We start from the raw sequence: 25,407 nt of genomic DNA, 5'->3' as shown, positions 1-25,407 counted from the left end.
AATATAGCTTAATATTTACACTATATTAGGTTAAAATATATCTAAATCCTTACCAGAAACTACATTTCCTGAAAACTTACTCTTAACTTCTTCTACCAACTCTTTATCTCTTAGGGCTATTTCATTTGATAAATTTTCATCTTCACTTTGCATATTCATCATGTAAAGCTGATGGTATAAAACCACTAGTTTAGGTTTAGCTTTTTGGGCTATTTCCCCTAATTCATAAGAAGATGTGTGAACAGAACTATGATATTTTCTCCATTCTTCTGTTCTTGATTTAAATCCTTCAAAATGATATACCTCATGAACAAGTATATCACAGCCTTTTGCTATTTCAACCATAATATCTACAGGTGCAGTATCTCCAGATATAACAATAGTTTTATCTGGTGTATGGAATTTGTAAGCATATGCTTCAAAAGCTCCATGTTTTACAGGGAATGCTTCTACTGTTACTTTTTCATCTTCAAATATAACTCCTGATTCTATCTCTGTTACATCAACTTTCCATCCATTTTTATTAGCAGGTTCTAAACCATAAACTCTTTCGTCTATATCCATTTTATATGCAGCTAATATGTGTTCTGTCATTGATTTTAATCCCTTAGGCCCAAAAACTTTTAATGGTTCTTCTCTTTCTAGCACCCAGGGAGTAAATATAAGATCTGGATATCCTGTTGTATGATCTGAATGTAAATGTGTTAAAAAAGCAGTTTTTAGGTTTTTAGCTAAAAGAGCATGCACTCCTTTTTTATAAGCTTTAGCAGCTTGTCTTACGACTCCTGGTCCAAAATCTACAATATAAGAATTATCCCCTACAACTACGGCAACAGAAGCACCTGATCTATCTGGATCTGCATTAGGTGTACCTGTTCCAAGTAATATTAATTTAGTTTCATTATTCATATCCATTCCTCCAATTATATCAAATTATCTTTTTATTAAATTTACATAGCTTCTGTTGATATTTTTTCTTGTTCATAAAATTTATTCGTTGTATCTATTTTAGCTATTCCAATTCCAGTGTAAGCCATAACTATATTTATAAAAATATCTATAAAAGCAAAAAATACAAAAGGTATAAATTTAAAAGGTTCTACTCCTAGAATATTAGAAGCGAATATAGCATGAACACTCCATGGCACTAGTATTATACCTACGGTTCCTACTGTTTCAGCTACTCTAGATAAATTCTTAACTTCAAGTCCTCTTTCTTCAAATACTTTTGAAAACATTCTTGCAGGTATCATTATAGCTAAAATTTGTGCACCTGTTGCAAAACTTATAAATAATCCACTAAACATGGAAGATATTATTATACCTCTGTCAGAATGTACTACTTTTTTTATAGTATTTAAAATTGTTTTTAAAGAACCTATTTCCTCTAATATTCCCCCTAAAGCAGAAGCCATAATTATTAATATTATAGTTCCTCCCATAGAATTAATTCCTCCCCTTGATAAAAGACTATCCAACATCTTTATTCCCGTATTACTTTCATATCCAAAAGTTGCAATTTTAAATAATTTAGTAATATGAACACCTTGAAATATCATTGCAAATATACCACTAATAATAGATGTTGCTAAAAGAGATGGAATAGTTGGAATTTTTTTAAGTGCAAAAATTATACTTAGTAAAGGCACTAATATTAAAATTGGATTTATATTAAAATTAGCACTTAGTCCATTGGATAATTGTTCTATTGTACTCCAATTTGTATTAACACCTGAAATAAAATTTATACCTATAAAATAGTAAATTACTATAGAAATAAATAATGCTATTAATGCACTTATCATCATATGAAATACATGTTCAAATATATTGCATCCAGACATTGATGATGCTACAGTTGTAGTATCTGAAAGTGGAGATATCTTGTCTCCAAAATAAGCTCCTGAAAGAACTGCACCAGCAACTATATGAGGTGGAAAACCCATAGTAGTTCCTACTACCATTAAAGCAAGACCAATGGTTGCGATGGAATTAAAGGAAGTACCTGTAGCGGTAGCTATTATAGCTGTAACTAATGCCGCTGAAGGTATAAATAATCTTGGAGTTATCATAGTTAATCCATAATAAGTCAAAGTTGGTATGATCCCACTTGCTATAAATAATCCAATAATTGTTCCCACTATTATTAAAATAAATACTGCTGGCATTGCCCTAGAAGCACCTCTCATAAGTCCTTTTTCCATATCATTCCAAGAAATTCCAATGTACTTTCCTACAAAGCAACTTACTATTATAGAACAAATAAGTGGAACATTCATTCCAAACTTCCATTTAACTGCTGAGGCTAAAGCCATAAGAATAAGAGATATTATAGGTAATAAAGCTAAAAATAGATTTGATTTTTTTTGATTATTCATAAAATCATCCCCCTATATTTTTCAATTAGTAGGTTTTTGTAGAATGAGTTTTATGAATGATAGACTTGAGTGTTAAAATGAATTTATTAAAACTAATTAAAGCATAAGAATTACTAATCTTACACTAAATTTATACTACAAAATATACTTGGTAAACTTATAAAGTTACTATACTACCATACTACAAGTCAATATTAAATTCACTACAAATACTACCATACTACTAAAAACTACTGTTTGATTAAAGATAATACATTATTTAAATATTATTGTCAATAAAAATATTACTACTAGTATCCTTATCTATATCCATAATTTGGAATAGGTTCTAAGTTATATTATATATTTTATAATTTTATTTTCAAATATTGATTCTATTTCGTTTGTAAAAAAGTATTTTATATCATGTAATTGTTCTTTTGTATATATAAATTTACCATATCCAAATTGTCCATATTTATATTTTCTTTCTTCATCATTCATTGGTAGGGTTGTTTGTGGAAATACTTCTAATATTATATTCTTAGCTCTTGTTGTGTATCTATGAGAAATAACTTCAAATATTAAAGGATATTTTAAATCTTTTGGAATTTCTTCATGTAATTTTAATAGTAACTCCCTATAATCTTCTTTCCAATTATCATATAAAAATATAGGAGCTATTATAAAACCTAAAGGGTACCCTGCTTTAGCTACCTTTATACTTGCTTTTATTCTTTTAGCCATTGATGCTGTTCCCTTTTCATATTCATTAATTACTTTATCAGTATTTAATGTGAATCTTATCTCCGTATTACCATTGTGAACTAAATTCAGTAGTCCATCTACATCATTGTATTTTGTGACAAATCTAAACCTACCATTATCATATTTACTAAAGAACTCTATTGCTCTTGCTAAAGAATGAACATAGGGTTCAACAGGTATGGGATCTGAAGTGGCAGATCCTTCAAATATAGTTGTTTCTGGTAATCTTTCATTTATATATTTTTCGGCTTGACAAAGTATATCATCTATGTTTGCATTAACTTTTATATAAGGTCTATCTCCTAAGTTTGTATTTAAATAACAATATTCACATTGTCCTATACAACCTGATATTAATGGTAACTGATAGTGAGCTGAAGGCTTACATGATTGAAATTTAAAGCCCTTTTTTATTCCAACCACTAAAGTACCTTTTCCTTGTCTATAAAAATCATATAAATTATCTCCAGGAATTTGTTGTTTTACTTTGTTAGAATTTAATTTTATAATTTCAATATCACTATGATCTTTAAATGTATTATATATATTTTTACCTATTTCATAATCTAAAGAACCTTTTTCAAAAATTATTCTTCTTGGAATGAACATATCTTACTCTCCTCTACTAATTTATATGTTTTTATTCTTTACATTTCATTAAAAATTTATCCTATAACTTTAAATGCGTATTCTAATCATGTGTTAACTTTGATCTGTTTTCACTTGCAGGTATTTCTTCGATGTGGCAAATATAACTTCTCCAATAAATCTAACAATAAGAAATACATTTTTATTGTTTCTATAAATAAAGCTAGAATTTTAGTTTATAGCAACTAAAATTCTAGCTTTATATTCTATTTTCTTGCCTTACCTGAAATATGTTCTATATCTATTCTAATAACTTTTGTTCTATTACCAGAACCTTTTACATGTTTAGCTCCCGCTTCTTTATATTCTTTTGAATATTTGTCTAAAAGAGATGATAAAGCTGTAATCTTTTCTTCATCAAAAACTTCAAAAGCTTTTCCAAAAATAATTACACTTTCATATTTGATGCTAAATTTATTAGGTAAGAGCTCTGTTTTACCAACTACAGAAAAGGATACATTATTATTTAACTTAATGCTATCTAATTTATATCCTTCTATAGCACAATGAAAATAAATGCAATTGTCCATATAAACATAGTTAATTGGTACTCCATAGGGATAACCCTCATTAGTTATTACAGACAAAACCCCATATTGCCCTTCATTTAGCATTTCCATAGCTTCTGAAATATTAATACTTCTTTCTTTTTTTCTCATTTCCCTAAGCATTTATTTCTCCCCCTTATTTTATATTCTAATATCTATCTGTTATAACCCCAATAGATGCTACTTTTATATGTGGATTTTCTACCAATTTTTTTAGTTCATCCTTTGTTCCATATACTATTACTCCTATAACAGGTATACTAGATGAATCTTTATAACCTTTTTTAATTAATTCCTTATATATAGCATTATATCTCTTATTGCCACTACTTTCCATAAAATTAAGTAAAGTATCAATAACATAAAAACTTCTGATTTTTAATTAAATTTATTTTAGATAAATAGCTTTTACAGGACACTTTTTGATTATTTCATATATACTATCTTTTTTAGTAGGCAAAATTTTTTTATTTATAACCTTTGCTTTTCCATCAACTAAATTAAAATTTTCTGGAGATATTTTTGTACACACACCACAGCCTATACAATACTGTTCTTTAATCTCCAATATATCCCCTTTTTCTTTTTCTATTTCATATGGTATATCATCATTCTTAATTAATTTTGACATAATATATGCCATAATAAATATTGATATAGTGGTTAAAATCCATCTAATTCCCATAAATTTAAATCCTAAAAATTTTGCTTCATTTGCAAGCATTGGAACTTTAACAACTGCCCATGAACTTAATATTATAACAATATTTGAAATACTAGCACCTTTTTTAAGAAGCATTTTGCATACTGGAAATGCTGCATATATTGGTCCTGCCGAAAAGCTTCCAAGAATAAAAGATAATATTGAACCTTTAAATCCAGAACCTTCCCCAAAACCTTTTATTATTGTGTCCCTTGGAACCCATGCTTCTATAAGAGAAGTTAAAATAAATATAACAGGCATAATTTGAAGCATTTCCTTTACATAGTACATACTATTTTTACCCGATTGAAATGCTTTTTGAGGCATTGTAAACATTAAGGCTATATATGCAAATGCTACTAAAAACAATAATTTGTTCTTTTTAAAAGCTTTATATATATTCATATCACCACCCCCATTGCCAAGGAAATAATAACAGCAAAAATAAAACTTAATATATTTCTTGCTATTGTAAACTTTTTCCCAAACTCTTCTTTTTCAAGAGAGAACGTTACCAAACCTACCATTGTTAAAGTAGTTAAAAACGCAACTGATGGCATTATACTTATTCCCGCATCTACAAGAGATCCAACCAATGGAAATGCTACAAATGCTGGTATTAATGTTATACTACCTACTATAGCTGAAATAATTGTGGATAGAAAAACATTAGCTTTTTCTGCTACTGATTTAATTGTTGCAGGCGGAATAAAGGTTAATATAAGCCCTATTAAAAATAATATAGCTATTATCTCCCCTATCATATTTTTCATCATACCTTTTGCCATTGTCATAGAATTTAGTGTTTTATGCTTGTCCTTTATCATTGATATAATAAAAGCTATGAAAGTTGTAATCCAAAGAGATAAAGTAAATATATCCATAAGTTCCTCCTAAATTTTTTATTGCAAAATTACTTTAATATTGAACTTTAATATATTATAATTCTTAACATATTAATATACAGTAACCATAGTTACTAATTTGAGGTGGTACATGATGATTATAGAAAATTATATACAAGCAATTAACAATATGGAACTCTTTAAGGAATTTACAGAAAAAGAACTTATAAAAATATTTAAAACAAATAACTATTTTATTGAAAAATATAAAAAATCCACAATAATACATCTTCAAAATGAAATATGTAATACCATGGACATTATTCTTTCTGGTCGTGTCTCTGTACAAAATATAGATAAAAACGGAAATATACTAACCATTTCAAATTTTACATCTGGTGATATTTTAGCTGCTAACTTAATATTTTCGAATAAAAACTGTTATCCTATGACTGTTTTAGCCATTTCTGATGTTATAATATTACATCTAAATAAAGAATTAATACTTCAGTTATGCCAAACTAATATAGGTTTTTTAAAAAGTCTAATAAAATCTATTTCTAATAAAACCATAACTCTAACTAATAAGATTAATTCCATTTCTTTAAAAAGTATTAGGGAATGTATTATTGACTTTCTAACTTACGAATATTACCTTCAAAATAGTAATATAATTAAACTCAATATGTCTAAAAAAGATTTGGCTGAAAGATTTGGAATTCAAAGACCCTCCCTTTCTCGAGAATTAAATAAAATGAGAAAAGACGGTCTCTTAGAATACGATGCTAAGACTATAACAATTAAAGATATGAGTATTATAACGTAGTTTTAACTTGTCATTACATTTAATGTATGTTTTCCCTTTTATCATCTATATATTTTTTATATACCCAGTAGTATAATTGGCTTGTACAACATTTTAGGAGGTATTATATATGGATAATCAGGAAAAAACTTTAGAAAGAATTTTAAGGGAACTTCAAGATATTAAAGTAATACTAGAAGAAAATTGTGATGCCACTAAGATTAGTTTGCCAGAAAAAGAAACAGTTGAAAAATAAAAGTTTTGCATAACAAAACCTTTATTTAATAAACAAGAAATAATGAATAATGAACAATTATGGATGGCTTTTCTCATTAGCATTTCGAAAAGCTTTTAATTTCATAAAATCTTGATGTTTAGCTTTGCTAAACGAACTAATTCATATATTAACTATTTGTATTATCTAATAAAATTAAAGATTTTCTGACCAAAGAAGGAAAATCCACCTAAATTATTCATTATTCATTGTTAATTATTCTTACTATAAAAAGCTACATAGTAATTTTTTTATAATACGAATACCTATGTATGGCAATATTTATTCCTGCCCAAAACATTGCCGCAGACCATCCTGCTAATACATCACTTAGATAATGTACTCTTAAATAAACTCTGCTAAATCCTATAGCTATAGCTAGAATTACAAGGCATGAAGATACAAAATATGCCTTAAATTTATTTTTAGAATATATTAATATTAGGTATGAAAGAATAATAGCAAAAGCTAAAAATGTCATTGAATGACCACTTGGAAAGCTATATCCACTGGCTTCAATTATCCTAATAGTAGGCCTATCTCTTCTAAAAGATCTCTTTAATAGTTCATTAAAAATAGCTACACCTAGTATATTTAAACCGAAAAACACACTTTCATTTTTCATTTTCTTAAAATATAATATGGCAGTAATTATTAATGTAATTATTATTACTGTATACGGATCTCCTATATAAGTAATAGATTTAAATAGTCTACTTAGGCTATCATTTTCTACACTTTGAACATAGTTTATAGCTGAAACATCCATTTCAAAGCTACCTTTTCCTTTAAAATATAATTGTACTATATTTATAAAAATCGCCAAAGATATAAAGGCTAAAATTATACCTATAAAAAAAAACTTCCATCTTTCATCATTTGCTTTATATTTTTTTATAAAATTTTTATAAGATTTATCTTTAGATTCTTCCAACAATATCACCTCTATATAATTCACTAGGAATTATAAGTATATATTAGCTTTTCCCATGTTGTCAATTCGCAAAATAAAAAAACTGCGTGGCAGTTTTTTTAATGAACAACTAACAATCAATAATGAACAATTTAGGTGGATTTTCTTCTGCTTTGCTATAGAAAATCTTCGATTTTGTTTTTTATGCTCGTTTGCTTAGCTAAACATTGCAGCTCTTATTAAGAACCACTTAATGTATAAATTTACAATTAAAATTTTTTCGTAATGTTAATGGAGAAAAAATATCCACAATTGTTCATTAATCATTGTTCATTAATAAAAATTTTGTTACGCAAAATTTTTATTTTGTTTTTTATAACACCAATACCAATCTATACAGCAAAGTTCTGGATTATCTTTTCTCCTATTTATTAATTCATTATATGTTTTAGGAGGTGGTACCATAACAGGACGTCCTGGTATCCAATTAGCTGGTGTTACTACTTTTTCTTCATCTGTAGTTTGAAGTGCACATACCATTCTTAAAATCTCCCCTATATTCCTACCATTTGTAAGGGGATAAGTTAATATTGTTCTAATTATACCATCTTCATCTATTATAAAAACGCTTCTTACTGTTTCAGTAGAACTTATATAAGGTGAAACCATTCCATACATTCTTGAAATAGAGCCATCCCTATCAGCTATTATAGGAAATGGAATTTGTATTCCTGTATTTATATATATGTTATATACCCAAGCTAAATGGGATGGATTACTATCTATACTCAATCCTAAAAGCTGTACATTTCTTTTTTTAAAATATGGATAACATTGCGCAAATCCAATAAATTCAGTTGTACAAACAGGTGTAAAGTCACCAGGATGAGAAAATAATATAACCCACTTCCCCCTAAAATCAGAAAGTCTAATACTTCCAAAAGTTGTTGTTGCACAAAAGTCTGGTGCTTTCATTCCTATATTTAAGCACTTATGCTTCTCCTCTTTACAATCTTTCATAAATTACACCACCAATATAGATATTTATTACTACATTACTATGATACACAATCAATATATTTATGGTGCATGTAAAATTTTAATCTAAAAAAAATGTAAGACCATTAAATGACTTACATTCTTTTTAAATTGATTTTTACTCATCTTTATTGACGTTATATAAAAATCTATTTATTTTCTCATATACATTACCATTTCCTATTACTACTATTACATCTTCCTCTTGAAACACATAGTTAGGACCTGGTGAGATTATAATATTTCCCTTTCTTCTATAAGCAAGTATAGTTGCTCCTGTAGCTTGCCAAAATCTTAATTCGTTAACTTTTTTGCCCAATACAACACACTCTTTTTTTACTTCTACTTCTATTAAAGTAAATGGGGTTATATTTTTAAACCTATCTGTAAAATCCAATATTTTATCAAAGTTGATTTGAATTTCATTATCTATTTTTTTCTTTCTATCCATAAGTTCTACTATATTTTCCCTAACTGTAGCCAAATATTCATTATCTTTATGTTTTTCTATAAATCTTTCAGCTGCAGAAACAGATAAAATTTCTATACCACTACCTTTAGTAGAAAGTACAACATCCATATCTTCTAATAAAGCAATAGCCCGTCTTATAGTTTCAGGTGATACATTATACATACTTGCTAAAGTAGACCTTCCGCTTATTTTTTCATCAATCTTAAGTTCGCCCATCACAATTCTATTGGCAATATCAAGTGCTATATTTTTATATAACGCCCCACCTTGGTGACATTTCATACTATTTCCTCCATTTACTATATATTTTATTATTATAAATAATAGTCATCCATTACTATATATATAATTATATTGATATATTTTCTTTATATTTTTTCATTTTCTTCAAAATATTTTATAGTTCCTCTATAAATAGCTCTTTCAAAATAATCATCACTTTTATCTGTAAACATCTCTTTGTCTAATCTTATTAACTTTTGAATTATTGGAAATAACTGAATTCCATATAAGTTCATGCATTCCTCAGGTTTTACACCTGGCCATGCATTGCAGCCTACTACAATCCTTCTATTTTTACTTATAACTCCTTCTGGAATTGTTTTATACATTTCATCTTCTTCATATATTACAGGCTTATCCAATGTTCCTGTAGGTATACCTTCTACAGCTTTTACTTGGATTGGATTTACATCTGTTAAATATGGATCCGCCGTTAAATCTAAAATTATAGCGTGTGATTTTAAATAACCTATTAATTCGTTTGATACTATATATTTTGATGTATCATCTCTAGTGGTGGCATCCACTAATATATCTGTTTCTTTAATAATTTTTATAAGTTCCTCTTTGTCAGAAGTAATACTTCTTGATAGTAAATTAACCTTTACACCCTTTGTACCTAATTCTCTCATCTTTGAATTAAGTTCTAAATTTCCATATTTTCCTGCTGACTTTGCTGCATATAAACCAACCATTCCCATTCCCAATATGGTAACATTAATAACATCTCTTTCTTTTAAGTAAAAATCTTTCATACTTTTAGAAAGCTCTTGAAATGCCATTTCTATTCCATTACCAGAAGTTCCATTATAGTTAACTACTATTCTTTCTAAAAAGTCATTTCTTAGTGAGTCCATAGAAACACCAAATACATTTTTAGATTTTAGTTTTTTCACTCTTGTAGCTCTGGTTGGATAATGTAACATGCTCACTAAAGAACTTCCATCTTTCATATAATCTATTTCATTAAATTCTGGTGATCTTAAAACTACCACTATGTCTTTTTCATAACATTCTTTGTTAGAAACAAATTTTATATGTTCATTTGCTTTTAAATATTCTTCCTCTGATATTCCCATGGAAGATCCATATCCTTGTTCTAAATAAAAATCTGCTTTTTCACTTTTCATCATTCTAAAAAAATCAGGTAGAAAATCTCTTTTTTCATTTTGTTCTTTATGCATTCTCGGGAAGCCTAAACTAACCATATAAACACCTCTTTTATTTTAATATATTTTAAAGTTTTAAATCAAATTTTTACTTTTATTTCCTAAATAAAAGTTTTTGACAAGGAAATACTACTATAGTATAATATTATTATTATTTTAGTTACAACTTCATTATATGCTATAAGTTGTAATTTTTCAATATATTTATTAGCTAGGAGGAATGAAATTTTGGACAGCATAAATAACCTATTTAAAACAGATGGTTTTGAATTTGCAATGTCTATGGATTGTGAAGGAACTAATTTTGATAAGAACTTAGAAAACAACGTGAAAAACTTGGAAAGATTTCTTAAATTAGCTTCTGATAATAGTATTTGTACTATTTTATTTATATCTCCATACTTTGCAGATATGTTAAATAAGTTAAATTTAATTGAAAAAATTAAACAGTATAAAGTCATTTTTGGTCTTCATATTCATCCTGATAATTTACCTGATGAAATAAAATCAAAATGTAACTTTATAAAAGAAAATGAAGAACTTTTATCTTCTTACTCTTATGAGGAACAAAAAATGATAATTAATAATTCCATGGATTACCTTCGTAAAAAAGGTATAAATCCTATTGAAATATATAGAGGTGGATATTTTTCTATGAACGACTACACCTCAAAAGCATTACTTGAATTAACGGATATAAAGTATGAATCTCATAATATCTACAGAGAACAATATAGTGTTACAAATAATCTTTTAAATTCAATTCCTGTATATGCTTTTGATAAAGATACCGAACTTAGATTAGATTCCACCCCTTCTAAACAACTATCCCAAATGTTATTAGATGCTATTAAAACTAATAAAAAAGTACTCGGCATAACTCACAGTTATCTATTAGATCCTAATGATTTCCATTATAAAAGAGATAATATCGAAGAAGATATACATTTTAAATTAAGTGAACTTATAAAAATAATGAAAAATTCTATTTCTCTAGAAAATATATAGTTTAGGAGGTATCATATGAAAGATTACAAAACAATAGAATTATGGAAAGATATAACTGAAGATCAGTGGAATGATTGGAAATGGCAAGTAAAAAACAGAATTACTACTATAGACCAATTAAAAAAGATTATAAATTTATTACCTGAAGAAGAAGAGGCAATAGATAAATGTTTGAAAACCCTGAGGATGGGTATATCACCATATTATGCAACTCTAATACATCCTGATGATCCAAATGACCCCGTTAGGAAACAAGCTGTACCAACTCTCCATGAGTTAAGTTTCTCTGAAGCAGACATGTTTGACCCACTACACGAAGATGCATCTTCTCCAGTTCCAGGGCTAACTCATGCATATCCTGATAGAGTATTACTACTTGTTACTGACATGTGTTCTATGTACTGTAGACACTGTACTAGAAGACGATTTGCAGGTCATACTGATAATTCTATGCCCCAAAATAGAATTGATATGGCTCTTGACTATATAAGAAACACTCCAACCGTTAGGGATGTTCTTTTATCCGGTGGTGACGGTTTCATGATATCCGATGAAAACATTGACTATATACTTAAAAATTTACGTGAAATACCTCACGTTGAAATAATTAGATTTGGAACAAGAACACCTGTTGTTAATCCTATGAGAATAACAGATAATCTAGTTAACATATTAAAAAAATACCATCCTATTTGGGTAAATACTCACTTCAATCACCCAAATGAAATTACAGAGTATTCAATAAAAGCTTGTGAAAAATTGGCCAACGCAGGTATACCTATTGGAAATCAAACTGTTCTTTTAAGAGGTATAAATGATTGTGTTTACATTCAAAAAGATCTTGTTCATAAATTAGTGAAAATGAGAGTTAGACCATATTATTTATATCAATGTGATTTATCACAAGGGATTGAACACTTTAGAACAAAGGTTTCTAAAGGTATCGAAATAATTGAAGGTTTAAGAGGACATACCTCTGGATTCGCTGTTCCAACTTTTGTAGTAGATGCTCCAGGTGGAGGAGGTAAAATACCAGTTATGCCTCAATATCTAATAAGCCAATCTCCTACTAAAGTAGTTCTTAGAAATTACGAAGGAGTTATAACAACTTACACTGAACCTAATCATGCCGAAGACGAAAAGTGCAATTGTCCTATTTGCACCAGTGATGATCCAAAAGAAACCACAGGAATACTTTCACTTCTAGAAAATAAGAGAATTAACTTAGAACCTAAAAGCCTTTACAGAAAAGAAAGAATTGCTCACTATAAAGAAATTAATAAAAAGTAAGGGTTTATCCCTTACTTTTTATTCTATCTTAAAGCTTTTAACTTCTCCTATTAACTTTTGTGTCATATTATTTAAATCTTCTGCTAAAGCACTTATTTGTTCCATTTCAGCATTTTGCTCTTCTGTAGCTCCACATACATTTTGTGTAGCTTCAGCTACACCTTCTGCCATAAAGGATACCTGTTCTACTACTGATATTAAATTAGTCTTACAGCTATCAACACTAAATAAGCTTTCAGATATTGTATTAATTTTTTCTACAATTCCTTCTATTGAAGTATTTATTTCTTTAAATGTATCTTTTGTAATATTAACTGCTTCATTTTGTTCTATTCCCACTTCCTCTATTTGTTTAATTGTACCTTGAGCAAGTTTAATATCTTTTTGTATATTGCTTATAATAGATTTTACATTATTAGTTGATTCTGCTGTATTCTCTGATAATTTCCTTACTTCTTCTGCCACTACTGAAAATCCTTTTCCTGCTTCTCCTGCTCTTGCTGCCTCTATGGCTGCATTTAAAGCTAGTAAATTTGTTTCTTCTGAAATAGAGTTTATAGTTTCTACTATTGTTCCTATATTATTTGCTTTTTCACTTAAAGAATTTATAACTTCTGTAACTTCCCTTGAAACTACACTACTTCTTTCATTTTTCTCTTCTAACTTTCTAATAACTTCAAACCCATTATTAGATATGTTATATACATTTTTAGAGGATTCTTCACTTTCTACTATCTTTTTAGAAACTGAGTCCAATTCCTTTGATAAATCAGTGGCTGATTTAACTCCATCTTTTGCATTTTCTGATCCTTTTTCTATATCTACTGCTACATTGGTCATACTTTCAGCAACTTCATTTATAGAACTTGATGTCTGCTGAGTAGAAGCTAATAAACTTTCAGTTGCATTTGTTACAACTTCTGTAACTTCTTTTATATTAAATATAAGTGCTTTCATATTATCGATCATATTATTAAAAGATATACTTAATGCACCTATTTCATCTTCTGAATGATAGTCTGATTTAACCGTCAAATCTCCCTTTGCCGCTCTTTGTGTTAATTCTGATAAATTGGTTAAAGGTTTAATAAGTCTTGCAGATACTATATAAGATAATATTATGGCTAATAGTAATACTATAAATCCTACTATCATAATCCTATTTCTAATATCATATATCATTGCAAAAGCGTCTTTTTCTTTTTGGGTTGTTATTACCGCCCAATTATCTGAATCTCCTGGAAGATTTATAGTTCCATAAGAACTTATTACTTTTTCTCCATCTTTATCTTTATATTCTACTATTCCATGTTTACCGGTTAATGCCAGCCCTACTATTTCCTTTAATTTATCTACTACTTCTATAGTTTCTGTTTTTGTTACTGGTACATCATTTTTATCTTTTATCACTTTACCTGATGAATCCTTTTGTCTGACAGTTTTTTGTAATGTTTTATAATTATATATTTCTTGGACTTTTTCTTTATTAGGATGTGCTATAACTGCCCCATTCCCATCTATTACATATGCATAAGTATTATCTGTACTATATTTTTCAACCATTTTTTGAAGCTCATCAAGTTTTAGATCTGCATCCATTACTCCTCGCATCTGCCCTTTATTATCTATAATGGGAAATATGATGGAATTTATAGCTTCACTATTATCATTTACCGTTAAATAAGATTTACTTACAAAAGGCTTTTTGGTTTTGACACTTTGTTTAAACCACCATCTATCTGCTCTATTGGCTAAATGCCCCCTACTTCTAGCTGTCTGATCTCCTTTCATGTTCTGTATACAAAACAAGTCAAAATATGGATTTCTCTTTATGGCATCCTTTACAGCCAAATTTTGCTTCTCGGCATTAAACTCTCTAACATAATCATTACTTATCAATTCTTCTGTTAAAGCATAGGCCTTAGTCATATAATCTGCTACACCATTAGCTATCGTATTAGATAGTATATTATGATCTTCGTGTATATGAGGTCTAAGATTTTTATTCATATAATAATTAGAAATAAAAATAGATAAACAGACAGGAATAGCTACTAAAAATATGGATATTGTCACAAGCTTATTTTTTAAAGATTTGATTTTAATCCCCTCCCTCACAATATTAATCTAAAAAATATATACCTCGCTAAAACTCATATCACCCCCTTTTGATATAATATAATTAGTGTAGTAAAGATTAAATTAACTCTCTTTTAAAATATTTATAACATCTTTCACCGCTGCAGCAGCTGCTCCTTTAGGACTTGACGCCCCTCCAAAAACAAATATATTTCCCATTTCTTCGGTACAAAATACTATACCTTTATTTGTTCCATTTACAAAATTCAATTCATTGTTTTTTTCTATTAGCTTTGGTGACACTTTTATGTTGGCTTCACCATTCTCATAAAATACTTCACTTATGAGTTTTATTACCTTGTCCTCTTTTTTAGCTCTTTTTATATACTTTTTATCTATATTTTGTATCCCCTGAATTTTTACATCCTCTAAACTAAAGTCAGTATTTAATACACTATTTGATATTATAAGCATTTTACTAGCACTATCAATTCCTTCTATATCCAAAGAAGCATCACTTTCTGCAATCCCTTGCTCCTTTGCTTCTTGTAGCGCCTCTTCAAAAGAACAATACTCTTCAAACATTTTCGTAAGAATATAATTAGTTGTTCCATTTAATATTCCATATATAGATGTAATATTAGCCCCTGCTAAACTATAATAAGCAGTATCTATAGTTGGTAATGCTGCCGAAGTAGCACCACTGTATTTAAGTTTTATATTTTTATTTTTAGTAAGTTCCTTAAGATAACTAAAATTATTAGTCAATGCTCCTTTGGATACTAATACAATATCCATCTCTCTATCTATGGCATTTATTATATATTCAAATGAGTGACCTTCTGTCATTATGTCACTTTTACTGCACTCTATAAATATATCCCCCTCAAATACAGGATAATTATAAAAAGTATCAATATATATCTTTGAATAATTAATAATTGCCTCTGAACCTTTTCCGCACTCTAACAGTATATTTAAATTTAATCCTAAATCTTGAAAAATACATCCATTACTCCCTACAATACCGCATATCACAAGGTCTAAATTATACATATATTTATAATATTCCTTATTTTTCTGTATTAGTTTCACTATTTCTCTACCAATATTACCATATCCTGATATTAATATCCTTTTTTCCATAAAATCCCCCAATTCCAAGCAATTTTAAGAAAACGTTTTCTTTATTTTATTTTTCATTTTTTCTCTAATTATATCATATTATTACCATTTTATTAATGATTTCTTTTTTATTCATATAAATCTTTATAAACTATGTTAAATACTTTCAAGGCTTCTTCTATATTTTGTTTTAGTAGTTGTTTTCTTTCTTCCAAGTCCTTTTTTCCACTTTCTGTTATAGTATATATCTTTTGCATTTTATTATTTCTATCATCCCATCTACCCTCTACTAAATTCTCCTTTTCAAACTTCTTTAATAAAGGATAAATGCCCCCTGTACTCGGTATCCAAAGTCCATTTGTTTTTTTACCTATTTGAGTTGCTATATCATTTCCATTTGTGGGAGATATGCTTAGTATTTGAAGAACATATAGAGGCAGCAAACCTTTAGTAAACACCTGGCCTACTGCTTTATTTTCCTTTTCAACTTTTTTAAAGTTTTTTAGCTCCTTTTTATATTTATCGTAATTATATCCTTTATCATCGGATAATTTTTTCGTCATTTGAATTAAAACTCCTCTACTATAAGTATCCCTACAAGTCCAGGACCACTATGAGCACCAGCTACAGGACTTATTTCTCCCCTAAGCTCTATTCCTGCTACATTATTTAATTTTCTTATATTTTCATAGACATTTTTACAAATTTCCAAACCATTACCATGACCCATATATATGTATCCTCTACTATTTACCAATGTCTTCTTTACTATATCTATTAATTTATTCATGGACTGTTTTCTACCCCTAGCTTTATCAATTGTATAATATTTTCCATCATTTTTATCAACACCTATTATAGGCTTTATATTTAGTAATTCTCCAATTGTACCAGAAACTTTACCTATTCTCCCACCTCGTTTTAAATACTCCAAAGTATCCACCATGAAAAATAAATTACATCTATTTTTAAGATTATCCATTTCTTTTATTATATTATCAAACTTCTCATTTTTCTTTATCATTTCAGCACAAGTTTCTACAAGTACAGCTTCTCCTATGGATATACTTTTTGAATCACACACATAAGTATTTATTTCTGGATGGTTTTCACTTATTAACTTTACAGCATTATATATGCCTGACAACCCAGATGATAATACTACAGCTATTGCATGGGTATATCCTTCTTTTTTTAACTTTAAAAATAAGTTCTCCATATCCTCAATTGATGGTAATGAAGATTTTGGCATCTCTTTATCTAAGTTTTCATATACTTCCTTTGGTGTAATATCCACTCTATCCTTATATTCTCTATCCTTGTATATAATTCTAAATGGTAGTACATTTATATTGTATTTATTTATAATATTTTCAGATAGATCCGCAGTTGTATCTGTTATTAATGCAATCTTTTCCATATAAATTCCTCCTAAATATAGATTTTATATTTATAATATTATCAATAGTGATATATGTCAATAGTGATATATATCACTATTGATACCAATTAATATTAATATGTATAAAAGCACTAGTATAATACTAGTGCCTTACATAGTTTCTTTAATTATAATATAATTTACAATATCTATCTATATTATTTTTAAACTCTCTTATATTTAAATATCTTGATTCTCTTAGAGTTTCTTTGCCTTTTATATAAAATAAGATAATAGGAACAGTAAATACTGAAAATTTCGATTGTACTCCCTTTACTTTATCTAACTCTATATCATAGCACTTTATATTAGAATATGCTTTTATGACTTCTTCTACTTTTAGTTTTAAATCGTGACATACGTTGCAGCTATTTCCCCATATATATATAAGAACCATTTCATTTTGTTTTATTTTATTTTCTATTTCTTTTATATCCTTTAATTCTTCCATACTTACCTCTCCATTATATATCAATAATTAAGTTTTAGACTTAAATTTAAAAATACATCTTGGACAAGTTACTAATATATTGCCTTTTTTTCTAGGAAGTCTTAATTTTTGTGAGCAATTAGGACACCTAAGGATTAAAAATTCTCGTCTTTCCTTTATTTTTGCCTTTATACTTTTGCTTAAAGCATCTAAAGAAATGTCTTCTCTTGCTTTCGCAAAACTACTTTCAGATTTAGTTTTCCAAAAAGCATCCAAAATAAAACCCCTCCTATGAATCAACTGTTTTACCACATTATTTATAAATGGAATATCTATTTAAATATATATTATCATAAATTTCTTCATTTCTTTATTAAAATTCTATAAATTTTTATTTAATACACATATACCCTAGCTATTGACCCATTTTTTAGAGGCATTCCATCTATAGATTCTATACCTTCTACTAATAAATAATATTCTTTATCAGTACTTAGATCTTCCTTGCATTTTATATGAATCTCATTACCTTTATCTATAGTATATTCTAATTGAATTTCCTGAAAAAAAGCTCCCTCTACTAATTTTACATTTAATTCATTTGCAGTTCTAGGTCGAATATCCTTATTAAATTTTACAATAAGTTCAGTATCTTTACTACTCTTAGTTAAGCTATCCATAGTTTTTAAGTTCTCAAAATAAAAGTCATTGCTTATTTTATTTTTATCAAATTTTACCCAATTATCTTTATTTCCAATCTCTATATTCTCCCCATCAGAACTTTCTATAATATATTTAAAAGCACTTCTATAGTTTCTATCTTTTCCTTTTTTTAAATCTATAATAAACTCCCTATTATCAATACTCAATTTTACTAATTGGCTATTATATTCTCTATGCTTTCCACCTGAAAATAAGAGTTCTGCAACTTTTAAAGAGTCTATACTTTTTGTATCAAAATTGGGTTTTACACCTATCTTATTTATTTTACTTCCAAAAGGCGAAAAAAATTCATGAGTTGTAAGCTTTAAAAAACTTTCATCTGTAAGTATAAATGATGTCTGTTGTACTCCTTTACCATAAGTTTTATTCCCTATAATAAAAGCTCTTTCATAGTCTTTTACTGCTGATGTTAATATTTCTGATGCCGATGCTGTGTTTTTATCCGTTATAAATATTATAGGAATATCTCTTAATAATTCTTGAGACGATCCTCTATATAAAGTTTCATTTCCTTTTTTGTCCTTCATTATAGTCACTGTTTTATTTCCAATAAAGTAACCTGCTATTTCATATGCAGAGCTTGTATATCCTCCAAGGTTTCCTCTTAGATCTACAACTAAGTTTTCTATATTACTATTTAATAAATTCTCAATTCTTTTCTTAAAAAGTTCTGGTGTCTTATTTCCAAAAGACTTTATATGTACATATCCTATATTTTCATCCAATATTTTCGAATCTACTGTTGGTATTTCAACAGCTCTTCTCTGCAAAATAAAAGTAACAATTTGTGTTCCCCTTTTTACATCCAATATAACTTTAGTTCCTTCTTCTCCCTTTATATATTTATCTATTTTTTCAACACTTAAACCTTTTATTTCTTCTCTATTCAATTGTATTACAATATCTCCTATTTTTAAACCTGCATATTCTGCTGAAGATCCTGGAACCATATCCGTTATTATAATTCCATCTTCATGTTTTTTATAGTATATACCTATTCCAGAAAATACATTGTTTATTCCCTCTTGTAATTTTTTAAATTCTTCTCCTGTATAGTATTGAGTATAAGGGTCTCTTATATTTTTCATAATTTCTTCTACACTTTTAGCATTAGATATACTTTCTGGTACATCATAATAATAAACATTATTTATTAAATATTTTATTTGCTCTATTAATCCATCATTGTATTCTTTATATGTATTGTCCTTTAATAATTCCGAAAATTGTTGATCTAGTTTATGATAATTATCATGTTCGTTGTTATTATTAGCAAAAACTACATTATTAGAATTTATTAAAGTAATAAATAGTAAGTAGAGAATAAATTTTATAATATTATTTTTATTATTTAATTTTTTCATTTTATCCCACCTTCCTAGTTGGAATAATTATACCATATAAATATATTTATCTAAACAATATCCTCTTTTCTATATACTTAATTCCATTTATTATGTTATATTAATTTATATAATTTGGGAGAGGAGAACTTTTTATGAAAATTGTTTGTATTGGAGATAGCATTACTTTTGGATATGGTGTTAAAAACACTGAAAATTGGGTAAGTATCTTAAATAATAATATTAAAATAGATTTTATTAACAAAGGATTAAACGGTGATACTTCTTCGGGAATGCTTTTTAGATCTTATGAAGATATAATAAAACTTAATCCTGATGCTGTATTCATAATGGGTGGAACTAACGATTTTTTAATGAATTATGATTGGAATAAAACCTTAGAAAATATAATTTACCTAAGTAGAGAAATTATAAATTATAATATAAAAGTTTATATAGGGATACAACCTCCTACTAATCCTTCAATTGCTAAAACTTTTTGGGTTCCTTTTGTAGACTATGAAAAAGTAAACATAAAAATTAACAATTATAGAAAAAACATTATAGAATTTTGTGAAAATGAAGACTTAGATTTCTTTGACTTTTTTACTCTTTTTAATGATCACAAGGATGAATGGGACTCTCTTTACGTTGATGGAATACATCCAAGTGCTAAGGGTCATAAATTAATTAGTGAAAAAATTCACCTCTAAAATATGCCTATTTTTCATAGTAAAATATTTTGATAATTTTTTAACAAAACTCTTTTACTTTTTTTAAAAACGTGTTAAAATGTTTTCGTCGGTATTCTTATGAAACCGAACACATGTGGTTTAATAAGAAATTTTCGAATTATATCCTTGTATAAAGGAATAAGAACGGAGGTAAAATTTATGGAGAAAAAATTAAAAACTAATCTTCAACTTAACACAAAACAAATAGCCATAATAGGTATGCTTTCAGCTATTTCTATTTTATTGGGAGTTACTAGAATAGGATTTATCCCAATTCCCCCTGTTAATGCAACCATAATGCATGTACCTGTTATAATAGGAGCTATACTAGAAGGTCCAGTAGTAGGAGCATCTATAGGGTTTATATTTGGGATATTTAGTGTAATAAATGCTATGACCAATTCTACCCCTTTATCTTTTGTTTTTATGAATCCTATTGTATCTGTATTACCAAGAATTTTAATTGGTATTATATCTTATTACTGTTATAGGTTAGCTTTTGTTAAATTTTCTAGTTTTAAAATAGCCTTAGGTGCTGTTGTAGGATCTTTAATAAATACTTTTGGTGTTTTAGGTTTAATGTACTTAATCTATGTAGAAAAATATGCAAAAATATTTAACATAAGTGTACCAGCTGCTAAAAAAGCTATCTTTGGAATTGGTGTGGCTAATGGTATTCCAGAAGCAATTTTATCTGCTGCTATAGCCATTCCAGTAGTTACTGCTATAAAAAAATTAAGAAAATAATATATAAAAATTATGGCTAACTTAAAAGTATAAGTTCCTTGCTTTTAAGTTGGTCTATTTTTATAATCTAAAGAAGAAATTATTATGAAGGAAATTAGCATTAGTTCAATAGATGGTATAAAAATAGGTCATGCTGTATATAAAGTTCATGGAATTGTTTTATATGATTTAGATATAGGTATGAGTAATATACGACCAAATAAGTCTATGGCTTATAACACTTACGGAAAAACCATGAATCTAGCTCATTCCATGTTCGATGGAGATACTATATTTACATTGGGAACAAATAAAGTTAAATGCGATGTGAATACCATTGGAATGTTAGCTGTAAAAGTTATGGAGAGGTCTGTTTTAAATGGAATAAAAATGCTAAATCTCATTATGAATACATAAGTTTTAGTAACTTAGTTTAATGAATGACTAATGGCTCAATAACTACTCCTCCCATCTTTCTATTTTAACGTAAAAAAGCCCCTCAAAGGGCTTTTTTATTTAACATTATTTTTATTCAACTTCAGATGGATCTTCTTCTTCAATATTTTTATTTGTATTCTGTGAACTAGATATTATAGCTATAGTATTTTCTAATTCATTAAATATCCTTATATTGCTTCCAATATTTAAATCTTTAACTTTTACCTCTTCACCAAGTTCTAAATTACCAACATTTAATGTAATATTATTTGGTATGTCAGAAGCTTTTCCTTCTACTTCTACCTCTGTTAAATATACTTGTATATAAAGTTCTTTTTTCTTTAATTGTTCTCTTCCTTCAAAGAATATAGGAATAGTCCATCTTACCTTTTCTAATGCTGATACCTCTTGTATATCTATATGTATTATACTTGATGTCACAGCATCCCTTCCAACTTCTTTTATGATCCCCTGTTTATTTTCACCATTTAATTGAAAGTTCATTTTTGATTTTTCTCCCTTTTCTTTAAGAAAAGCTATAAGTTTTCCTCTTTCAAAATTTATGCTCTGACCTTCTCTATCTTTTCCATAAATTATTCCTGGTATAAAACCTTTTTTTCTTGCTGTTTTTCCTTTTTCATTTCTTTCTGTTGCAATTAAAATCTCTGCCATAATAAAACCTCCTTGAGTATTAACTACAATTAAATATTAAATATTATGATTTTTAATTGAGTTACATTATAATCTTGTAAATATCCCCTTGTAAATATTATACACTTAAACCACATTTTTTACAATATATTTATATATTAAGATTATTTTTATTTAATTATATACATACTTTTTATTATCTTCATACAATAAAAATTATTCTAAATATTTCATGAATAGGATAAGCTTATATATATATCCTTCATATTTTAAATACAATTTATATAATAATTCTACATATCTTTTATATTTATTATATTATTACTATAGATAATTTAGTAATAAATGAACAAACTATATTTTAAGGTCTTTTTATTGTATTAATTCAATTTTAATAGTAAAATAGTAATCAATACTTAATTTTGAGTATTTTTCTATTAAAACAAATTGTTTAGGAGGAATTTTTATGAAAAAGAAAAACGACTTAATTTCAAAAATTGCCATTGTAACAGCTGTAGTAGGAATTGGATCTTATATATATAAAAAAGTAAAAAACTGTAGACATTCCTGTGATACTAAGGATTCAGAATACTATGAAGATGATTCTAGCTTTGAAATAATTTTAGATGATGATTTAGAAAATGATGAAGATGAAGATGTAAATGAAGAAATATCTAATAATGAAGAGATTGCTATTGAAGATACTATAGAAGATAAAAATAAGGATGCATAATATGCATCCTTATTTTTATCTTCCCATCGAAGCTTCTTCAATCTTTTTTAAATTATTATTTAAATTTAATACAACTTCAGCAATATTTAAAGAGTGATCCCCTACTCTTTCAAAATTGCTTATTATATCTAAATATATAGCACTAACTCTTGCTTCACAAGCTTGAGAATTCAATCTCTTTATATCATTATCCCTAGACTTATCTTGAAGTTCATCTATTTTATCTTCTAATACATAAACCTCACTTGCTAATTCTATGTCGTTATTTTGAAAACTTAATATAGTCTTCTCTAAAGCCAGTATAACACATTTATATATTTCAGATAATTCTTTCATAGCCGCTTCAGAGAAAATAAGTCTTTTAGATATCTTTTCTGAAGATAAGTCTGCAATATTTTTACCATGGTCTCCTATACGTTCTATATCTTTAACCACTCTAAACATAGACGTTACAACATCTATCTCCTTTGTAGATATTTGAGTGTTTGAAAGTTTTACTAAATACTTAGTTATCTCCTCTTCTAGTAAATCTACAAAGTCTTCACCTTCCATAGCTTTTTTTATTAATTCTTCGTCTCCAGTATGTAAAGATTCCACTGCTTGTTCTAATATTTCTTTAGATTTTTCAGCCATTCTGACTATTTCTTTACTACATTGTCCTACCGCTATTACAGGTGTTTCTAACAATCTGTCGTCTATATACTTTATTCCCAATACCTCTTCTTCTTCTTCTTGAGGTATTACTTTATTTACAAAGGCCACAAGATATTTAATAAAAGGTATTTGTATAATTACATTTGCTATGTTAAAAAATGTATGTGCATTAGCTATTTGTTTTCCCACATCACCTGGCGTTATGTATCCTACGAGATTACTTACAGGCGTCAATAATAATACAAATATTACGGTACCAATTATATTAAAAGTTAGATGTATAGTTGCTGCTCTTCGTGCATTTCTATTAGTTCCAACACTAGATAAAAGAGCGGTTACACAAGTACCTATATTATCACCAAATAACACAGGTAGGGCAACATGTACAGGTAATGCACCATTATTAGCTAATACTATTAATATACCAATAGTTGCTGATGAGCTCTGTACTATAGCTGTTAAACCTATCCCTACTAATACTCCTAAAATTGGATTAAAAGCTAATGTAGCTATTACAGATTTAAATCCTTCTGAGTCTGCTAAAGGTGCCATAGAAGATGACATAGTCTTCATTCCTAAGAATAACATACCAAATCCTAGCACTATACTTCCTATATCTTTAATTTTATTTCCTTTAGAAAATAAAAGCATTATAGCACCAACACCTATAAATATAGGTGCTATGCCAGTTAGATTAAGAGCTACCAATTGCCCTGTTACAGTAGTTCCTATATTAGCTCCCATTATTACACCTGTTGCTTGGAATAAATTCATAAGCCCTGCATTAACAAAACCTATTACCATTACTGTTGTCGCACTACTACTTTGAATAACTGCAGTAACTACCACACCAGTTAAAACTGCTTTTATTGGATTAGAAGCTATCTTTTCAAAAAAACCTTTCAGCTTGTCACCTGCTACGTTTTCTAGTCCATCTCCCATTATCTTCATTCCATATAGGAAAAGTCCTAGACCTCCAAAAAGCCCTACAAGCATTGACCAAATGTCCATATAATTATTCCCTCCAATAATTTAAACTGTCCAAACATTATGGATTGTTTACATGCTTTACTTTTGTTTTACTAATTTTAATATACATTAATTCAACACAAAATAAATATTTTTTTAATTTAATTAACATAGATTTAACATCAATATTCATCAAAAGTTTACAAAATAGAGGACATCTTTTAAGATGTCCTCTGATTTA

The 25,407-nt window shown here is 27.7% G+C and carries 28 protein-coding genes; 8 read left to right on the top strand and 20 right to left on the bottom strand.

Features of this window, described 5'->3' with window-relative positions; all coding sequences use genetic code 11:
* Window positions 1–30 precede the first annotated feature (30 nt).
* The 7 genes from B5D21_RS02620 to B5D21_RS02590 all read right to left on the bottom strand — a co-directional run bounded on the left by B5D21_RS02620 (window position 31) and on the right by B5D21_RS02590 (window position 5,908).
* Window positions 31–909, bottom strand: coding sequence for an MBL fold metallo-hydrolase (locus B5D21_RS02620; RefSeq protein ID WP_115604543.1), 879 nt, complete (start codon window positions 907–909; stop codon window positions 31–33).
* Between the two features lie 41 nt (window positions 910–950).
* Window positions 951–2,378 carry a Na+/H+ antiporter NhaC gene (gene nhaC, locus B5D21_RS02615; protein WP_011099155.1) on the bottom strand — a complete coding sequence of 476 codons (1,428 nt, stop codon included), beginning with the start codon at window positions 2,376–2,378 and terminating at the stop codon, window positions 951–953.
* Between the two features lie 333 nt (window positions 2,379–2,711).
* On the bottom strand, window positions 2,712–3,734 hold the full coding sequence (splB, locus tag B5D21_RS02610) for a spore photoproduct lyase (protein ID WP_011099154.1): 1,023 nt from the start codon (window positions 3,732–3,734) through the stop codon (window positions 2,712–2,714).
* 245 nt (window positions 3,735–3,979) lie between these two features.
* Complete coding sequence (locus tag B5D21_RS02605) at window positions 3,980–4,444, bottom strand: pyridoxamine 5'-phosphate oxidase family protein (protein WP_011099153.1); 465 nt, start codon at window positions 4,442–4,444, stop codon at window positions 3,980–3,982.
* Window positions 4,445–4,469: 25 nt separating this feature from the next.
* A complete protein-coding gene (locus B5D21_RS02600) occupies window positions 4,470–4,658 on the bottom strand; it encodes an anti sigma factor C-terminal domain-containing protein (protein WP_035125370.1) in 189 nt (62 codons plus the stop codon).
* 51 nt (window positions 4,659–4,709) lie between these two features.
* Entirely contained in the window at window positions 4,710–5,429 is a 720-nt protein-coding gene (locus B5D21_RS02595) for a permease (RefSeq protein WP_011099152.1), read from the bottom strand.
* Window positions 5,426–5,908, bottom strand: a complete 483-nt coding sequence (locus B5D21_RS02590) for a permease (RefSeq protein WP_011099151.1) — start codon at window positions 5,906–5,908, stop codon at window positions 5,426–5,428. Before B5D21_RS02590 ends, B5D21_RS02595 begins: the two co-directional genes overlap by 4 nt.
* Before the next feature lie 115 nt (window positions 5,909–6,023).
* On the opposite strand from B5D21_RS02590, the gene B5D21_RS02585 reads away from it, so the two are divergent.
* Window positions 6,024–6,695, top strand: coding sequence for a Crp/Fnr family transcriptional regulator (locus B5D21_RS02585; protein WP_035110196.1), 672 nt, complete (start codon window positions 6,024–6,026; stop codon window positions 6,693–6,695).
* A 109-nt stretch (window positions 6,696–6,804) separates the two neighbouring features.
* Window positions 6,805–6,930 (top strand): hypothetical protein, encoded by a 126-nt coding sequence (locus B5D21_RS14355; RefSeq protein WP_274542157.1) that lies wholly within the window; start codon window positions 6,805–6,807, stop codon window positions 6,928–6,930.
* A 253-nt stretch (window positions 6,931–7,183) separates the two neighbouring features.
* Here B5D21_RS14355 and B5D21_RS02580 read toward each other — a convergent pair whose 3' ends face one another.
* The 4 genes from B5D21_RS02580 to B5D21_RS02565 all read right to left on the bottom strand — a co-directional run bounded on the left by B5D21_RS02580 (window position 7,184) and on the right by B5D21_RS02565 (window position 10,861).
* Window positions 7,184–7,882: a phosphatase PAP2 family protein gene (locus tag B5D21_RS02580; RefSeq protein ID WP_052041027.1), complete on the bottom strand. Its 699-nt coding sequence runs from the start codon at window positions 7,880–7,882 to the stop codon at window positions 7,184–7,186.
* A 327-nt stretch (window positions 7,883–8,209) separates the two neighbouring features.
* Entirely contained in the window at window positions 8,210–8,881 is a 672-nt protein-coding gene (locus B5D21_RS02575; protein ID WP_011099148.1) for a peroxiredoxin, read from the bottom strand.
* Between the two features lie 136 nt (window positions 8,882–9,017).
* Window positions 9,018–9,653, bottom strand: coding sequence for a GntR family transcriptional regulator (locus tag B5D21_RS02570; protein WP_011099147.1), 636 nt, complete (start codon window positions 9,651–9,653; stop codon window positions 9,018–9,020).
* Between the two features lie 86 nt (window positions 9,654–9,739).
* A complete protein-coding gene (locus B5D21_RS02565; RefSeq protein ID WP_011099146.1) occupies window positions 9,740–10,861 on the bottom strand; it encodes an alanine dehydrogenase in 1,122 nt (373 codons plus the stop codon).
* 189 nt (window positions 10,862–11,050) lie between these two features.
* On the opposite strand from B5D21_RS02565, the gene B5D21_RS02560 reads away from it, so the two are divergent.
* Together B5D21_RS02560 and kamA are read left to right on the top strand one after the other, a co-directional pair.
* Window positions 11,051–11,830, top strand: coding sequence for a polysaccharide deacetylase family protein (locus B5D21_RS02560; protein ID WP_011099145.1), 780 nt, complete (start codon window positions 11,051–11,053; stop codon window positions 11,828–11,830).
* A gap of 15 nt (window positions 11,831–11,845) precedes the next feature.
* Window positions 11,846–13,120, top strand: a complete 1,275-nt coding sequence (gene kamA, locus B5D21_RS02555; RefSeq protein WP_011099144.1) for a lysine 2,3-aminomutase — start codon at window positions 11,846–11,848, stop codon at window positions 13,118–13,120.
* 18 nt (window positions 13,121–13,138) lie between these two features.
* Here the strand turns inward: kamA and B5D21_RS02550 are convergent, their stop codons facing one another.
* The 7 genes from B5D21_RS02550 to B5D21_RS02520 all read right to left on the bottom strand — a co-directional run bounded on the left by B5D21_RS02550 (window position 13,139) and on the right by B5D21_RS02520 (window position 20,282).
* The gene (locus B5D21_RS02550; RefSeq protein WP_052040383.1) at window positions 13,139–15,196 is read right to left on the bottom strand and encodes a methyl-accepting chemotaxis protein; all 2,058 of its coding nucleotides are present in this window, start codon (window positions 15,194–15,196) and stop codon (window positions 13,139–13,141) included.
* Window positions 15,197–15,322: 126 nt separating this feature from the next.
* Entirely contained in the window at window positions 15,323–16,345 is a 1,023-nt protein-coding gene (locus B5D21_RS02545) for a homoserine dehydrogenase (protein WP_035125372.1), read from the bottom strand.
* A gap of 107 nt (window positions 16,346–16,452) precedes the next feature.
* Window positions 16,453–16,887, bottom strand: coding sequence for a PadR family transcriptional regulator (locus B5D21_RS02540; protein WP_011099141.1), 435 nt, complete (start codon window positions 16,885–16,887; stop codon window positions 16,453–16,455).
* 5 nt (window positions 16,888–16,892) lie between these two features.
* Window positions 16,893–17,744, bottom strand: a complete 852-nt coding sequence (locus tag B5D21_RS02535; protein ID WP_011099140.1) for a DegV family protein — start codon at window positions 17,742–17,744, stop codon at window positions 16,893–16,895.
* A 145-nt stretch (window positions 17,745–17,889) separates the two neighbouring features.
* On the bottom strand, window positions 17,890–18,216 hold the full coding sequence (locus tag B5D21_RS02530) for a thioredoxin family protein (protein ID WP_035110201.1): 327 nt from the start codon (window positions 18,214–18,216) through the stop codon (window positions 17,890–17,892).
* Window positions 18,217–18,243: 27 nt separating this feature from the next.
* Window positions 18,244–18,471 (bottom strand): hypothetical protein, encoded by a 228-nt coding sequence (locus B5D21_RS02525; protein WP_052040384.1) that lies wholly within the window; start codon window positions 18,469–18,471, stop codon window positions 18,244–18,246.
* A 119-nt stretch (window positions 18,472–18,590) separates the two neighbouring features.
* The gene (locus B5D21_RS02520; protein WP_011099138.1) at window positions 18,591–20,282 is read right to left on the bottom strand and encodes a S41 family peptidase; all 1,692 of its coding nucleotides are present in this window, start codon (window positions 20,280–20,282) and stop codon (window positions 18,591–18,593) included.
* Between the two features lie 134 nt (window positions 20,283–20,416).
* On the opposite strand from B5D21_RS02520, the gene B5D21_RS02515 reads away from it, so the two are divergent.
* The 3 genes from B5D21_RS02515 (at window position 20,417) to B5D21_RS14235 (ending at window position 22,138) form a co-directional block, all read left to right on the top strand.
* A complete protein-coding gene (locus tag B5D21_RS02515; RefSeq protein WP_011099137.1) occupies window positions 20,417–20,974 on the top strand; it encodes a GDSL-type esterase/lipase family protein in 558 nt (185 codons plus the stop codon).
* A 180-nt stretch (window positions 20,975–21,154) separates the two neighbouring features.
* Window positions 21,155–21,742 carry an ECF transporter S component gene (locus B5D21_RS02510; protein WP_035125374.1) on the top strand — a complete coding sequence of 196 codons (588 nt, stop codon included), beginning with the start codon at window positions 21,155–21,157 and terminating at the stop codon, window positions 21,740–21,742.
* A gap of 84 nt (window positions 21,743–21,826) precedes the next feature.
* Complete coding sequence (locus B5D21_RS14235) at window positions 21,827–22,138, top strand: hypothetical protein (RefSeq protein ID WP_011099135.1); 312 nt, start codon at window positions 21,827–21,829, stop codon at window positions 22,136–22,138.
* 111 nt (window positions 22,139–22,249) lie between these two features.
* Here B5D21_RS14235 and B5D21_RS02500 read toward each other — a convergent pair whose 3' ends face one another.
* Window positions 22,250–22,831: a 50S ribosomal protein L25 gene (locus B5D21_RS02500; protein ID WP_011099134.1), complete on the bottom strand. Its 582-nt coding sequence runs from the start codon at window positions 22,829–22,831 to the stop codon at window positions 22,250–22,252.
* Window positions 22,832–23,276: 445 nt separating this feature from the next.
* Between B5D21_RS02500 and B5D21_RS02495 the strand changes: the two genes are divergently transcribed.
* Entirely contained in the window at window positions 23,277–23,543 is a 267-nt protein-coding gene (locus tag B5D21_RS02495) for a hypothetical protein (protein ID WP_035125376.1), read from the top strand.
* A 15-nt stretch (window positions 23,544–23,558) separates the two neighbouring features.
* Here B5D21_RS02495 and B5D21_RS02490 read toward each other — a convergent pair whose 3' ends face one another.
* Window positions 23,559–25,208, bottom strand: coding sequence for a Na/Pi cotransporter family protein (locus tag B5D21_RS02490; protein ID WP_011099133.1), 1,650 nt, complete (start codon window positions 25,206–25,208; stop codon window positions 23,559–23,561).
* Between the last annotated feature and the right edge of the window lie 199 nt (window positions 25,209–25,407).

Source organism: Clostridium tetani, assembly GCF_900167265.1.
GTDB classification, from domain to species: Bacteria; Bacillota; Clostridia; order Clostridiales; family Clostridiaceae; genus Clostridium_G; species Clostridium_G tetani.
This window is presented reverse-complemented; position numbering and strand designations above follow the sequence as displayed.